Here is a 13,193-nt window from a genome sequence, read left to right on the forward strand (position 1 = left end):
CGCTTTTACAGGGACTGCGCCAGCTGTTTGGCTTCCTTGGCCTTGGTCACGTCGACGGCGCTGGGCAAACTGACATCGTTCTTGGCCGCAAGAATCTCGGCCATGACGCTGACGGCGATTTCCGCCGGGGTCTTGCTGCCGATATAGATGCCGATTGGACCGTGCAGGCGCTGCAGCGATGCTTCGCTTTCCCCAAAGTGCTCGATCAGCCGCTCCCGGCGCAGCTGGCTGTTGCGTCGCGAGCCAATGGCGCCGATATAGAACGCCGGGCTGTGCAAGGCCTCGAGCAGCGCCAGGTCGTCCAGCTTGGGGTCGTGGCTGACGGCGACGATGGCACTGCGCACATCTGCGCTGAAGGCGCGGACCACATCGTCCGGCATGCCGGGCAGCAAGGTGACCCCGGCGATGCTCCAACCCGCCGTGTACTCCGGGCGCGGGTCGCACAACGAAACGCTGAAGCCATTGAACAAGGCCATGGTGGCCAGATACTCGGCCAGTGCCCCGGCACCGATCAGCAGCAGGCGGTAACCGGGGCCGAGGGTGCTGAGCAGGCGCTGGCCATCGAAACTGAACAGTTCAGGTGTGGCAGTGGCAGTGAGGTTGGCTGCGCCGCTGTGCAGGTCGAGGTCGCGGCGTACCAGGCTCCCGCTATCCAGGCAGGCCAGCAGCTGCTCCAGGTGCGGTAATGAAGGGGCGAACTCCAGCACCAGTTCGAGAGTGCCGCCGCAGGGCAGCCCGAAGCGATGGGCTTCATCGGCGCTGACGCCATAGCGCACCACCTGGGGCAGGCTGGTGGGCATGCCCGGGCCGCCGTAGGCACGGGTGTAGCGATGGATGAGATCGTCCTCGATGCAGCCGCCGGAAACACTGCCCACCACCCGGCCATCGCTGCGCAAGGCCATCATCGAGCCGACCGGGCGGGGCGAGGAGCCCCAGGTGCGGGCAACGGTGGCGAGCAGGGCGCGGTGGCCGGCGGCGAGCCAGTCACGGGTGGTGCGTAGGACCAGCAGGTCGATGCTTTCCATTGGGGCTCCATTAACCCGGATATTCAAAGGCCGGCACAGGCACCCGGCGTCAGCGCATATGCAAGATGATGGGACTGCTGCTGGCCGGGTCGGTATGCCCGCGCAGTTTGCCCACCGCCTGCGCATTCACCGCGCCACCATGGTTACCCCAGGCTGAACGCACAAAGCTCAGCACCTCGGCAATCTCCTGATCCCCCAGCTGTTCGCGGAAAGCCGGCATGCGGTAGGCATCCGGCACCCCGGCAGTCACCACCCGCTGCGACCCGTTCAGGGTGATATTGATCGCCGAGGCGTCCTCCTGCGCCAGTGCCGACGTGGCCCCGGCCAACGGCGGCATCCATTCGGCCTGGCCTTTGCCATCCAGGCCGTGGCACGAGGCGCAGCGGGTCACGTAGGTGTGCGCCCCCGGCGTGTCGAGCCGCACGGCTGCCGATTCTGCCTGATACTGCCACGGTGGGCCATCACGCTGCGGGTCGCCCGGCAGCGACTTCAGGTAGTGGGCAATGGCAGCCAGGTCGCCGTCAGTCATGAACTGCGTGGAGTTGTTGAACGCCTCGGTCATCGAACCGAACACCACCGCATGCCGGTTGCGGCCGGTTTTCAGGAACTGGGCGATTTCCGCCTCGCTCCAGCGCCCCAGCCCGGTGTTGTGGTCAGTGCGCAGGCTGGGTGCGTACCAGCCATCGAGCAATGCGCCGGCGAGGAACGATTCGCCGCTGCCATCCAGGGCTTTTTCGTTGAAGGCCAGGCCGCGTGGGGTGTGGCAACTGCCGCAGTGGCCGGGCCCCTGGACGAGATAGGCGCCACGGTTCCATTGTGCGTCCTGACCGGCCTTGGCGGCGTACGGCGTGTTGGCGGCGTACAGCCCATTCCACAGTGCGATGGGCCAGCGCAGGTTCAGCGGCCAGGGGATGTCGCTGGCCAGGTTGGCCTGCTTCACTGGCTGTACGCCGTGCATGAAGAACGCGTAAAGCGCCTTCACATCGTCATCGCTGAGCTTGGCATAGGACGGATAGGGCATGGCCGGGTAAAGCCGCCGACCTGCGGGGGCGACACCATGGCGCACGGCGCGGTCGAAGTCGGCCAGGCTGTAGTTGCCGATACCCGTGCCCTGGTCGGGGGTGATGTTGGTGGCATGAATGGCCCCCAGCGGCGTGGCCATTTGCAGCCCGCCTGCAAACGGCTTGCCGCCTGGCACGCTGTGGCAGGCCACGCAATCGCTCAGCCGGGCTACATACTCGCCCCGGCTGACCAGCGCCGGGTCGGCAGTGCTGGCCTGTGCATCGGTAAACGGCGAGGCGGGCTCGCGGGTGACATACCAGGCCAGCAGGCCTGCCGCGACCAGGCACGGCAGCGCCAGCCAGCCAGCGGTTCTTGCGAAACGGTGGGTCATGGGGCATTCCTTGTGCGCTAGCTGAAGGTGTGACGGCTCATTGGCAGGCTGCGTACGCGCTGGCCGGTAAGCTGCGCGACCGCATTGGCTACCGCTGGCGCCACTGCGGGCAGCGGTGGCTCACCGATACCGCCCATCTTCGCCCCGCTTTCGACAATGCGTACATGCACCCGGGCCATGCGCGAAGGTGGCAGGATCGGGTACAGGTCATAATTGCGCGCGCGCGGCTTGCCGTCGACATACACCGCTTCTTCCACCAGCGTCTGCGAAAGGCCCAGGGCGACAGCGCCGTTGACCTGGTGCTCGATGATCGCCGGGTTGACGATGCTGCCCGGGTCGATGGCTTGCCAGATATCGTGCACCCTGACCTGGCCGTTCTCTATCGACACCTCCGCGATGACTGCTGCCTCCGAGCCGAACGGTGAGGCCATGGCCACGCCACGTGCCCGCTTGCTGCCATCTTCGGCAGTGAAAGGCCCGCGCTTCCAGCCACCGGACAAGTCGGCCACTGCATTCAACAGGTTGGTCAGGCGCGGGTTGTCGCGCAGCAGGTGCAGGCGCAGTTCAAATGGGTCCTTGCCGCCTTTGTCAGCCAGTTCGTCCAGGAATGATTCGTAGAAGAAGTCGTTCAGCGAGTTACCGACCGAGCGCCAGTAACCGAGCATGGCCGGGCCTTTGACGTAGATCTGGGCGATGCGTTTGTTGGCAATGGCGTAGGCCTTGCCCGACAGCCCTTCAAGCGCGGTCGGGTCGATCTTGTCACCTTGCTTGCCAGCGAGGGCCTCCGTCGGGCCTTCGGTGGCGCTTACCGCTTCGATCGCCACCGGCATGCCATCGGCATCCAGCCCGGCGCGGAATTTCACCACGGCGACCGGGCGCAGCACATCGCGCAGGAACTCCTCTTCGCGGCTCCAGATCAGTTTCACCGGCCGGCCCACCGCCTTGGCCAAGGTTATGGCCTGCGGGTAGGGATTGGCCGAGTCGTACAGGAAGTGGCGGCCGAAGAAGCCGCCCAGCAATGGCGAATGCAGGTTGATCTGCCCGGTTTCCAGGCCGGTGCGTTTGGCAATGTCGTCACGGAACATATCCGGTGCCTGATTGGGCAACCACACGTCGAGGGTGCCATCGGCGTTGAAGCGGGCGAGGGCGGACGGTGGTTCCAGCTGGGCATGGTTGAGGTACTGGTTGTGGTAGCTGGCCTCGACCTTGGTCTTGGCATTGGCCAGGGCGCCGGCGATATCACCCTCGTTCTCTTCATCCCGGGCGGGGCCGTCGACCGAGGCCAGGTGCTCGCGCCAGCCGTCGCTGGAGAAGTCGGCCGGCATCGGCCGTAGCTTGCTGTCGGCGGCTGGCTCTTTCCAGTCCACCTGGAGGGCTTCTACGGCACGCTTGGCGTGCCACCAGCGTTCGGCGACCACCGCCACGGCGCCTGGCAATTGATGCACCGAATGCACGCCTGTCATGGCCTTGACCTGTGCTTCGTTGCGCAGGCTGCCCACGGTCATGCCCAGGCGCGGTGCATGCTGCACGGCGGCGTGGAGCATGTCATCAACCTTGATGTCGATGCAGTACTGGGCCTTGCCGGTAGACTTGTCGTAGGCATCCAGGCGGCGCACGGGCTTGCCGATCCAGCGGAACTGGCTAGGGTCACGCAGCTTGACGCTGGACGGGTCGGGCACCGGCAGGTCCATGGCGCGCCCAGCGAGTTCACCATAGGGCAGCGAACGGCCAGTCGTGGTATGTACCACGTTACCCGGGGTGGTGGAGAGCTCCTCGATCGGTACGCCCAGTTGCTCGGCGCCTGCCTGCAACAGCATGGCCCGGGCGAGGGCGCCGAGGCGGCGCATGGTCGGGTAGCTCATGCGTACCGACATACTGCCACCGGTGATGCGCATGCCGTTTTCCATCACCACATAGGCTTCGCCGGGGGGCGCGCTGTCGACCACGAATTGGGCCGGGTCGACGTCCAGTTCTTCACCGACGATCTGCGCCATGGCAGTGAACGGACCTTGCCCGCCCTCCACGAACGGGCTGAGCAGGCGCACCGTGCCATCCGGGCGAATTTCCAGAAACGCCGGCACCTGGGTACCGCGTTCTGCAGTTGACGCAGCTGCTGCCTGCACGCGCGCCGCGCCCATGGGCAGGCCAAAACCCAGCACCAGGGCGCCGACCGCAGTGCCGGCCAGAAAGCGCCGGCGTGAGAGGTTGACCGTTTCGCCGAGCTGCAGCCTGAGCAGTTCGGCGGGGGTATCGACGGGCGTGTTCATCAGGCCTGCTCCCCTTGGGCCAGGTCATGCACGGCGGCATGGATGGCGTTGTAGGTACCGCAGCGGCACAGGTTGACCATGGCGGCGTCGATCTGCGCATCACTCGGCTTGGGCGTGTGCTTGAGCAGCGCCGTGGCCGCCATCACCTGGCCGGACTGGCAGTAGCCGCACTGCGCCACCTGGTGCTCGACCCAGGCCGCGACCACCCGTTTGCCGACGGCATCAGCCTCGATAGCCTCGATGGTGGTGACCTCGCGGCCGACCACGCCGGCCACCGGGGTGACGCAGGCGCGTACCACGTTGCCGTCGACCAGTACCGAACAGGCGCCGCATTGGGCCAGGCCGCAGCCATACTTGGTACCGGTCAGCCCCAGATCATCGCGAATCACCCACAGCAGGGGCGTGTCGGCGTCTGCCTCGACCTGGTAGGTCTTCTGGTTGATGCGTAGTTCCATGGTTCACCTGCCAGTCATCGGTTGTTGTCGCTGTGTAATTTTCGAGTGGGAATACGTTGTTCCCAACTTGCAAACGCTAGCACAGGGGGGTGACCGCTGGTCTGGTCGCGCATGCAGGTTCAGAGGATCGGGCAAGCAATCCGGTGGAATGCGCAAGCGTGGCAGTCAAACAGGACTTCCGCTGTGAAAACCCGGATAATGCCGGCAATTTCGTTTTGCACGCTTAAATCACGGTAATCCCGCATGGAAATCAAGGTCAACTTTCTCGACAATCTCCGTCTCGAAGCCAAATTCGACGACTTCACGGTGATCGCCGACCAACCCATCCGCTACAAAGGCGATGGTTCGGCCCCAGGCCCATTCGACTATTTCCTGGCGTCTTCGGCCTTGTGCGCGGCTTACTTCGTCAAGCTGTACTGCCAGACCCGCGATATCCCTACGGAAAACATCCGCCTCTCGCAGAACAACATCGTCGACCCGGAAAACCGCTACAACCAGATCTTCAAGATCCAGGTCGAGTTGCCCGAGGACATTTCCGATAAAGACCGCCAGGGCATCCTGCGTTCCATCGACCGCTGTACTGTCAAGAAAGTGGTGCAGACCGGCCCCGAGTTCGTCATCGAAGTGGTCGACAACCTCGACGCCGATGCCCGGGGCCTGCTGATGCCGGTGTCGGACACCAGCACCTACATCCCCGGCAAGGACCTGCCGCTGGAGCAGACCATCGCCAACATGTCGGGCATCCTCGCCGGGCTGGGGATGAAGATCGAGATCGCCTCGTGGCGCAACATTGTGCCTAACGTGTGGTCGCTGCACGTGCGTGACGCGCAGTCGCCGATGTGCTTCACCAACGGCAAGGGCGCCACCAAGGAAGCCGCGCTGGCCTCGGCGCTGGGCGAGTTCATCGAGCGCCTCAACTGCAACTTCTTCTATAACGACCAGTTCTGGGGCGAGGACCTGGCCAATGCGCCGTTCGTGCATTACCCGAACGAGCAGTGGTTCAAACCGGGCCCGCGCGACGCGCTGCCGGCCGAGATCCTCGACGAGCACTGCCTGGAGATCTACAACCCGGACGGCGAGCTGCGTGGCTCGCACCTGTACGACACCAACTCGGGCAACACCGCGCGCGGTATTTGCTCGCTGCCGTTCGTGCGCCAGTCCGACCAGCAGGTGGTGTACTTCCCGTCCAACCTGATCGAGAACCTGTTCCTGAGCAACGGCATGAGCGCCGGCAACACCCTGGCAGAGGCACAGGTGCAGTGCCTGTCGGAAATTTTCGAGCGTGCGGTGAAACGCGAAATCCTCGAAGGTGAGCTGTGCCTGCCGGATGTGCCACACGAAGTCCTGGCCAAGTACCCGGCGATCGTCGCCGGCATTCAGGGCCTGGAAGAACAGGGTTTCCCGGTGCTGGTCAAGGACGCCTCGCTGGGTGGTGAGTTCCCGGTGATGTGCGTGACCCTGATGAACCCGCGCACCGGCGGCGTGTTCGCCTCGTTCGGTGCCCACCCGAGCCTGGAAGTGGCCTTGGAGCGCAGCCTCACCGAACTGCTGCAGGGCCGCAGCTTCGAAGGCCTGAACGACCTGCCGCAACCCACGTTCGAAAGCCACGCACTGACCGAGCCGAACAACTTCGTCGAGCACTTTATCGACTCGAGCGGCGTGGTGTCGTGGCGCTTCTTCAGCGCCAAGGCGGATTTCGAATTCGTCGAGTGGGACTTCTCCGGGCACGGTGAGGATTCCAATCAGCAGGAGGCCGCGACCCTGTTCGGCATCCTCGAAGACCTGGGCAAGGAAGTGTACATGGCGGTGTATGACAACCTTGGCGCCACCGCTTGCCGCATCCTGGTACCGGGCTACTCGGAAATCTACCCGGTCGAGGACCTGATCTGGGACAACACCAACCGCGCCTTGTCGTTCCGCGCCGACATCCTCAACCTGCACAGCCTCGACAACCGCTCGCTGAAACTGTTGCTCAAGCGCCTGGACAACTGCGATGTGGACGATTACACCACCATCACCACGTTGATTGGCGTGGAGTTCGACGAGAACACGGTATGGGGCCAGTTGACCATTCTTGAACTGAAGCTGCTGATCTGCCTGGCAGTCCAGCGCTTTGAAGATGCCAAGGAACTGGTCGAAGCGTTCCTGCAGTTCAACGACAACACCGTCGAGCGCGGCCTGTTCTACCAGGCGTTGAACGTGGTGCTGGAAGTGCAGCTGGATGACGAACTGGCGCTGGAAGATTACGAAGCCAACTTCCGCCGCATGTTCGGCAATGCGCGCATGGACGCGGTGTTGGGCTCGGTGGATGGCAGCGTGCGTTTCCATGGCCTGACCCCGACCAGCATGAAACTCGAAGGCCTCGATCGCCACCTGCGCCTGATCGAGAGTTACAAGAAACTGCATGCCGCCCGGGCCAAGCTCGCCTGACGACCGCTGTTCGCTCGGTAGGGGCCGGTGTTACCGGCCTCATCCCCAGCAAGCCAGCACCCACAGGTGTCGCGCAGGCCTCAGCCCTGTTGCAATTCTGCGGGCGCTGGCCTGCCGGCGATACAGGCAGCCGCCTTCATAGATCGCTTCAATCTTGCCTTTATCCCCATTTGGTCTTGCTGCTTCGCCTGCCAAGCGCGTACTGTTTTTGCCCCCACTCCTCGATCCACGGCGCGTACACCGCCAGAAGGACCTCGGCCGCGCACGACTAGAAGGCGCAGACCATGAGCACCCCTTTGGATACCAATGCCCTCAAAGCCCGCCAGCAAACCGCCTGGGCCAGCGGCGATTACGCGGTTATCGGCACCACTCTGCAACTGGTCGGCGAACGCTTGGCCGAAGCCTGTGACCTGCGCTGGGACGAGCAGGTGCTGGATGTTGCCGCCGGTAATGGCAATGCCACCCTGGCCGCTGCCCGTCGCGGTTGCCGCGTTACCTCCACCGACTATGTGCCCGAATTGCTCAAGCGTGGTGAGGAGCGGGCCCGGGCCGAACACCTGAATGTACTGTTCCAGGTTGCCGATGCCGAAGCGCTTCCGTTTGCCGATGGGGCCTTCGATGCAGTGCTTTCCACCTTCGGGGTGATGTTCGCCCCAGACCAGGCGCAGGCCGCCCGTGAGTTGGCGCGAGTATGTCGGCCTGGTGGGCGCATAGGCTTGGCCAACTGGACCCCACAAGGCTTCGTCGGGCAGATGTTCAAGGTCCTCGGGCGGCACGTGCCGCCGCCAGCCGGCGCGCTACCGCCGTCACGCTGGGGCGATGAGGAGCAGTTGCGGGTGCTGTTCGAAGGGGCGTTGGGTGACGTGCAGGTCAGCCGTCAGCAGTTCAACTTCCGTTACCGCTCGCCAGCGCATTTCATCGAGGTGTTCCGCACCTGGTATGGGCCGGTGCACAAGGCGTTCGCTTCGCTGGAGCAGGAGGCGGCCAGGGAGTTGGAGAGGGACCTGACCCAGTTGCTGGATGAACGCAACATCGCCGGCCCTTCGTCGTTGGTAGTACCGAGTGAATACCTTGAGGTGGTGCTCACCCGGAGGTAGCAGTTGGCCGGCTGTTCAGTTCTTGCACTTGGCCATCACCACCTGGCAAGTCCTCGGCGCGCCCCCCGAGCGGCTGGCATAGCGTATGCAATTGTTCATAGATTTCTGCCGGGCAATGCTCAGTGTATTGCCCCAGGCCAGCCCCCCTTCACCGGTCGTGGGCACGGCTTTGGCGAAGCAGTTGGAGCCCACCGCAGGTGTGGCATAGCGGGCTTTGCTGGAGCATCCAGCCGTGAGCGCCAGGCTGAGGGCGAGCAGGGTGGTCAGCACCCAGGGTGTGCATGGGCCTATCGGTTTGCTGCTCATGCGTTGTCTCCTCGGTGTCAGCAGGGCCGCTGTCATCTGCCGGCGTGTGTTCACTCGCGGTCAATGGCAACGGCGGTGCCATGCTCCGTGTTGCGACCTTTACGGGTGAACCCGCCCCTCCACCCTATTCCATTTGAGCGAAGCGGTGAACTATCGCGTCGTCAAGGTGCTCCCTTGCTAAGCGCACGTTGCGCTCGCCTGATGGCACAAGCCCATCAGCCCTGGGTCACTGAATGAAAGGGAGGCACCGTGACCGTATCTGACCAAACCCTCTACCGCTGTACGCCCAGCCCGCTGCACGCCCTGCTGTTGGCAGGCAGTGTGCCGTTGTTCCTGGGCGCGCTGCTGAGCGATGTCGCCTACTACAACAGCTACCAGATCCAGTGGAGTAACTTCGCCGCCTGGCTGATTGCCGGTGGCCTGGTGTTCTGTGGGCTGGCACTGTTGTTCGCGCTGGCCAACCTGATCCGTGCCCAGCCCAAGGGCGGGCGCCCTACGCTGTACTTCGTGCTGCTGCTGGTGACCTGGGTGCTTGGGCTGATCAATGCGTTTGAACATGCCAAGGACGCCTGGGCGGTGATGCCTGCCGGGCTGGTGTTGTCGGTGATCGTGACCGTGCTCGCGGTGGTGGCCGCGTGGACCGGTTTGAGCAACCTGCGTTCGGGAGGTGTGGCATGAAGCCTGTTCACGCACTTGGCCTATTGGGCGTGGCGGTCTTGCTGACTGCCTGTGGTGGCGACGGCGAGCCGACCCAGGCACATGGCCCCGACCCGAAGTTACCGGAGCCGCAACGCGGCTTGCTGCCGAGCATGAAGATTGCCCAGCCGGTTTCCTGGGGTGAACAGAAACCGACCGTGCCTGAGGGCTTCAGCGTAACGGCCATCGCCACCGACCTGAAAATCCCGCGGCAGAGCCTGGTGTTGCCCAATGGCGACATCCTGGTGGCCGAAGGCCGGGGCGGTAGCGCGGCCAAGCTCAAGCCCAAAGATGTGATCGCCAGCCAGATCAAGGCCAAGGGCAATACCCAGGTCAAGGGCGGTAACCGCCTGACGCTGCTGCGCGATGCCGATGGTGATGGCAGCTACGAGATGCAGACGGTATTCGCGCAGAACCTCAACGCACCGTACGGCTTGGCTTACGCCAATGGCAAGCTGTATGTCGCCAACCAGGACGCGCTGGTACGCTTTGATTACCAGGCAGGCCAGACCCAGGCCGACGGCCCGCCAACCAAGGTCACCGACCTGCCGGCCGAGATCAACCACCACTGGACCAAGGCGCTGACAGTCAGCCCGGGTGGTCGCTATCTGTACGTGGGTATCGGCTCGAACAGCAACATCACCGAGCGTGGCCTGGAAGTGGAGATCGACCGCGCCATGGTCTGGCAGGTGGATGCCGAAACCGGCGCGCACCGCCCTTACGCCACTGGCCTGCGCAACCCGACGGCATTGACCATCCAGCCGCAGACCGGGCAGTTGTGGACGGTGGTCAACGAGCGGGATGAATTGGGCCCCGACCTGGTGCCTGATTACCTGACTTCGGTACGCGAAGGTGGTTTCTATGGTTGGCCCTATAGCTACTGGGGGCAGCATGTGGACGAGCGGGTGCGGCCGCAGAATCCGGACAAGGTAGCGGCAGCGATCAAGCCGGACTATAGCCTGGGTTCGCATGTGGCGGCATTGGGTGTCGACTTCTCGATCCCGGCCATGGGCGAGCGCTTCGCCGACGGTGTGTTCGTGGGTGAGCACGGCAGCTGGAACCGGCCCAACCCGGTGGGCTACAAGGTGGTGTTCGTGCCATTCAGCAATGGCAAGCCGGCGGGTGACCCGATCGATTTTGCGACAGGCTTTCGCGGTGAGGACGGTAAGACCCGTGGCCGGCCGGTGGGGGTGACGGTGGACCCGCGTGGGGCGTTGATCATTGCCGATGATTTGGCCAACACCCTGTGGCGAGTCACGCGTAACCGCTGAGCCAGGCCATCCCCGGCAACCTTGCCGGGGATGGCTATGCTTGTTGGCGCGTGAACGTTTCACGCGCCCTTGGACTTGATTACACGGAAGCAGGCCTATGAACCCGATTCGCACTCTTGCTCGTGCTGTAGCCCTTGCCACCCTGGCCTCTGTTGCCAGCTTCGCAGTGCAGGCTGCCGATGTCCCCATCGGTAGCGAGGCGCTGGAAAGCCATGTCACCACCCAAGTCACCGCCATTGACCTGGCCAACCGCCAGGTCACGGTGAAGGGCCCGGATGACAAGCAGGATGTAACGTTCCAGCTGACCGAGAAGGCCAAGGCGCTGCCCAACCTCAAGGTGGGTGACCAAGTCGACATCTATGTGACGCGCGCGGTTGCGTACGTGCTGAACACCGAGGTGGGCGGGGCACCCAAGGCAACTGAAGAGTCCGGAACCATTCGTGCTACAGCGGCAAACCCCAACCCTGGCGGCGAGGCATTCCGCCAGGTCAGGGTGACCTCGCAGATCAAGAAGATCGACCTCGACAAGCATGAGGTAAGCCTGCTGCCCCCGGAAGGCAAGCTGCAGGTAGTCAAGGTCGAGAACCCTGACCTGCAGGCGCGCATGAAGAATCTCAAGGTAGGCCAGACAGTGGACGCGATCTATACCGAAGTGCTGCGCATCGAAACCTCGCGCTGAGGGTTGAAGGGCAAGCGAGCAGCTGGCCACCTGTGAAGCTGCTCAATCATGCATGTTGCGAATGCTCTGGGTGCAGGGTTTTGATTTCCATCAGCAAAGCTGATTGGCGATCATGAGCGGCATCGACAGGTGGGAAGCCGTTAGCCATGTTCAGTAAGACAATGCTTGTACTGGTTCTACCGGTGGCCATGGCGCTGCTTGCCGGTGCCGTGTTGCCATTTCAGGCTGCGGCCAACGCTGCCGTGGGCCGGGCGCTGGGCCACTGGTTATGGGGGGCGTTCGCATCGTTGACGGTGAGTTCTCTGGTGGTGATTGCCGCGTTACTGGTCCTGAGGGTGCCGGCGCCGGACATGGGCAAGGCGCTGCAGGGGCCCTGGTGGCTATGGATCGGTGGTGTGCTGGGGGCGATGTACGTAGCCGCCGCGGCGGCGCTTACCCATAAGTTGGGTGCAGCCGGGTTTCTGGTGCTGGTAGTGGCGGGGCAGATCATCACGGCAGTGCTCGCCGACCACTTCGGGGTAATGGGGCTGGGCGGCAAGCCGCTCAGCCTGGCCAGGCTGGCGGGCGTTGTGCTGATCCTGTGCGGCATGCTGTTGGTACAGGGCAACTGGGGCGCTGGGCCTGCAACCAGCAGCACAGCTGCCGTGAAACACCCTGAAGGGTGATCAGCGCCCTGGCTGGCTACAGGCCCACACGGTCTCGCGCAACCAGCGGTGCCCGGGGTCGCGGTCCTTGCGGCTGTGCCAGGCTTGCTGGTAATCGAACGCGGGGATGACCAGCGGCGGGGTGAACTGACGCAACGTCTTGTGCTGGCGCAACGAGCCTACAGCGCGGCTGGCCACGGTCAGGATCAGGTCGGTACCGGCCAGCACCTCCAGGGCTGCGCTCCAGTGTGGCAGGGCCAGGGCTATACGGCGCTGCAAACCTTGGGCAGCCAGCGCACGTTCTATCTCATCGAAAGCATCAGGGCGCATGGCCATCAATACATGTGGGCGTGCCAGCCAGTCCTCCAGGGCCAGGACGCCGCTGGCGGGCAGCACCTGGCGATCGGCCACGCTGACGAAGCTGTCGGCGAACAACGGCTGGGCAGTAATGTCGTGGGGCAGGTCGGGGAACAGCCCCAGGGCCAGGTCCAGTTCGCCGTCGAGCAACTGGGCCAGCATGGTTTCACGGCTGGCCTGGCTGATCGCCAGGTCTATCCCAGGGGCGACTTGGCGCAGGTGACGCATCAGCGGTGGCAGGACGATGCGCGAAGAGTAGTCGGACAGCGACAGCCGGAACCGACGCCGGGCGCTGGCCGGCTCGAACTGCGGCGTGGCCAGCAGGCCGTTCAGATTGCCCAGTGCGTCCTGCAGCGGCTGCGCCAGCGCCTGGGCCCGGGCGGTCAGGGTCATGCTGCCACCTTGGCGGACCAGCAAGGGGTCGTCGAAGTGCTTGCGCAGCTGTGCCAGGGCGTGGCTGACCGCCGGCTGACTGCGGTGCAGACGCAGGGCGGCACGGGTCACGTGCTTTTCGCTGAGCAGGGCGTGCAGGGCGAGTAGCAGGTTGAGGTCGATCTTGCGCAGTTCATCCAT

At 64.1% G+C, this 13,193-nt stretch carries 12 protein-coding genes; 6 read left to right on the plus strand and 6 right to left on the minus strand.

Annotated features, from left to right (window positions below; all coding sequences use genetic code 11):
* Positions 1-5: 5 nt before the first annotated feature.
* Genes E8E68_RS18585 through E8E68_RS18600 form a run of 4 tightly spaced genes read right to left on the minus strand, consistent with a single transcriptional unit; the run spans position 6 to position 5,140 of the window.
* Entirely contained in the window at positions 6-1,025 is a 1,020-nt protein-coding gene (locus tag E8E68_RS18585; protein ID WP_280343612.1) for an XdhC family protein, read from the minus strand.
* Between the two features lie 49 nt (positions 1,026-1,074).
* Positions 1,075-2,418, minus strand: coding sequence for a cytochrome c (locus E8E68_RS18590; protein ID WP_266030135.1), 1,344 nt, complete (start codon positions 2,416-2,418; stop codon positions 1,075-1,077).
* A gap of 17 nt (positions 2,419-2,435) precedes the next feature.
* Positions 2,436-4,685, minus strand: a complete 2,250-nt coding sequence (locus E8E68_RS18595) for a molybdopterin cofactor-binding domain-containing protein (protein WP_280343615.1) — start codon at positions 4,683-4,685, stop codon at positions 2,436-2,438.
* On the minus strand, positions 4,685-5,140 hold the full coding sequence (locus E8E68_RS18600) for a (2Fe-2S)-binding protein (protein ID WP_012271943.1): 456 nt from the start codon (positions 5,138-5,140) through the stop codon (positions 4,685-4,687). Before E8E68_RS18600 ends, E8E68_RS18595 begins: the two co-directional genes overlap by 1 nt.
* A gap of 243 nt (positions 5,141-5,383) precedes the next feature.
* On the opposite strand from E8E68_RS18600, the gene E8E68_RS18605 reads away from it, so the two are divergent.
* On the plus strand, positions 5,384-7,570 hold the full coding sequence (locus tag E8E68_RS18605) for an OsmC domain/YcaO domain-containing protein (RefSeq protein ID WP_280343619.1): 2,187 nt from the start codon (positions 5,384-5,386) through the stop codon (positions 7,568-7,570).
* 284 nt (positions 7,571-7,854) lie between these two features.
* Positions 7,855-8,667, plus strand: a complete 813-nt coding sequence (locus E8E68_RS18610) for a methyltransferase domain-containing protein (RefSeq protein WP_266030137.1) — start codon at positions 7,855-7,857, stop codon at positions 8,665-8,667.
* Between the two features lie 15 nt (positions 8,668-8,682).
* Here the strand turns inward: E8E68_RS18610 and E8E68_RS18615 are convergent, their stop codons facing one another.
* Positions 8,683-8,973 carry a hypothetical protein gene (locus E8E68_RS18615; protein WP_280343623.1) on the minus strand — a complete coding sequence of 97 codons (291 nt, stop codon included), beginning with the start codon at positions 8,971-8,973 and terminating at the stop codon, positions 8,683-8,685.
* Positions 8,974-9,222: 249 nt separating this feature from the next.
* On the opposite strand from E8E68_RS18615, the gene E8E68_RS18620 reads away from it, so the two are divergent.
* The 4 genes from E8E68_RS18620 to E8E68_RS18635 all read left to right on the plus strand — a co-directional run bounded on the left by E8E68_RS18620 (position 9,223) and on the right by E8E68_RS18635 (position 12,284).
* Entirely contained in the window at positions 9,223-9,651 is a 429-nt protein-coding gene (locus E8E68_RS18620; RefSeq protein WP_110744162.1) for a DUF2231 domain-containing protein, read from the plus strand.
* Entirely contained in the window at positions 9,648-10,940 is a 1,293-nt protein-coding gene (locus tag E8E68_RS18625; protein WP_280343626.1) for a sorbosone dehydrogenase family protein, read from the plus strand. The genes E8E68_RS18620 and E8E68_RS18625 overlap by 4 nt, the downstream gene beginning before the upstream one ends.
* Before the next feature lie 97 nt (positions 10,941-11,037).
* A complete protein-coding gene (locus E8E68_RS18630; RefSeq protein WP_266030141.1) occupies positions 11,038-11,619 on the plus strand; it encodes a hypothetical protein in 582 nt (193 codons plus the stop codon).
* A 146-nt stretch (positions 11,620-11,765) separates the two neighbouring features.
* On the plus strand, positions 11,766-12,284 hold the full coding sequence (locus E8E68_RS18635) for a DMT family transporter (RefSeq protein ID WP_280343628.1): 519 nt from the start codon (positions 11,766-11,768) through the stop codon (positions 12,282-12,284).
* Here the strand turns inward: E8E68_RS18635 and E8E68_RS18640 are convergent, their stop codons facing one another.
* A complete protein-coding gene (locus tag E8E68_RS18640; protein WP_280343631.1) occupies positions 12,285-13,193 on the minus strand; it encodes a LysR family transcriptional regulator in 909 nt (302 codons plus the stop codon).

Origin of the sequence: Pseudomonas sp. BN607, assembly GCF_029871175.1 — a bacterium.
Taxonomy (GTDB): domain Bacteria; phylum Pseudomonadota; class Gammaproteobacteria; order Pseudomonadales; family Pseudomonadaceae; genus Aquipseudomonas.

Coding starts and splice junctions, on each gene's coding strand:
- E8E68_RS18600 (WP_012271943.1), bottom strand. CDS start 5,140: ATGGAACTACGCATCAACCAGAAGACCTACCAGGTCGAGGCAGACGCC.
- E8E68_RS18610 (WP_266030137.1), top strand. CDS start 7,855: ATGAGCACCCCTTTGGATACCAATGCCCTCAAAGCCCGCCAGCAAACC.
- E8E68_RS18630 (WP_266030141.1), top strand. CDS start 11,038: ATGAACCCGATTCGCACTCTTGCTCGTGCTGTAGCCCTTGCCACCCTG.
- E8E68_RS18635 (WP_280343628.1), top strand. CDS start 11,766: ATGTTCAGTAAGACAATGCTTGTACTGGTTCTACCGGTGGCCATGGCG.
- E8E68_RS18585 (WP_280343612.1), bottom strand. CDS start 1,025: ATGGAAAGCATCGACCTGCTGGTCCTACGCACCACCCGTGACTGGCTC.
- E8E68_RS18640 (WP_280343631.1), bottom strand. CDS start 13,193: ATGGATGAACTGCGCAAGATCGACCTCAACCTGCTACTCGCCCTGCAC.
- E8E68_RS18615 (WP_280343623.1), bottom strand. CDS start 8,973: ATGAGCAGCAAACCGATAGGCCCATGCACACCCTGGGTGCTGACCACC.
- E8E68_RS18595 (WP_280343615.1), bottom strand. CDS start 4,685: ATGAACACGCCCGTCGATACCCCCGCCGAACTGCTCAGGCTGCAGCTC.
- E8E68_RS18605 (WP_280343619.1), top strand. CDS start 5,384: ATGGAAATCAAGGTCAACTTTCTCGACAATCTCCGTCTCGAAGCCAAA.
- E8E68_RS18625 (WP_280343626.1), top strand. CDS start 9,648: ATGAAGCCTGTTCACGCACTTGGCCTATTGGGCGTGGCGGTCTTGCTG.
- E8E68_RS18590 (WP_266030135.1), bottom strand. CDS start 2,418: ATGACCCACCGTTTCGCAAGAACCGCTGGCTGGCTGGCGCTGCCGTGC.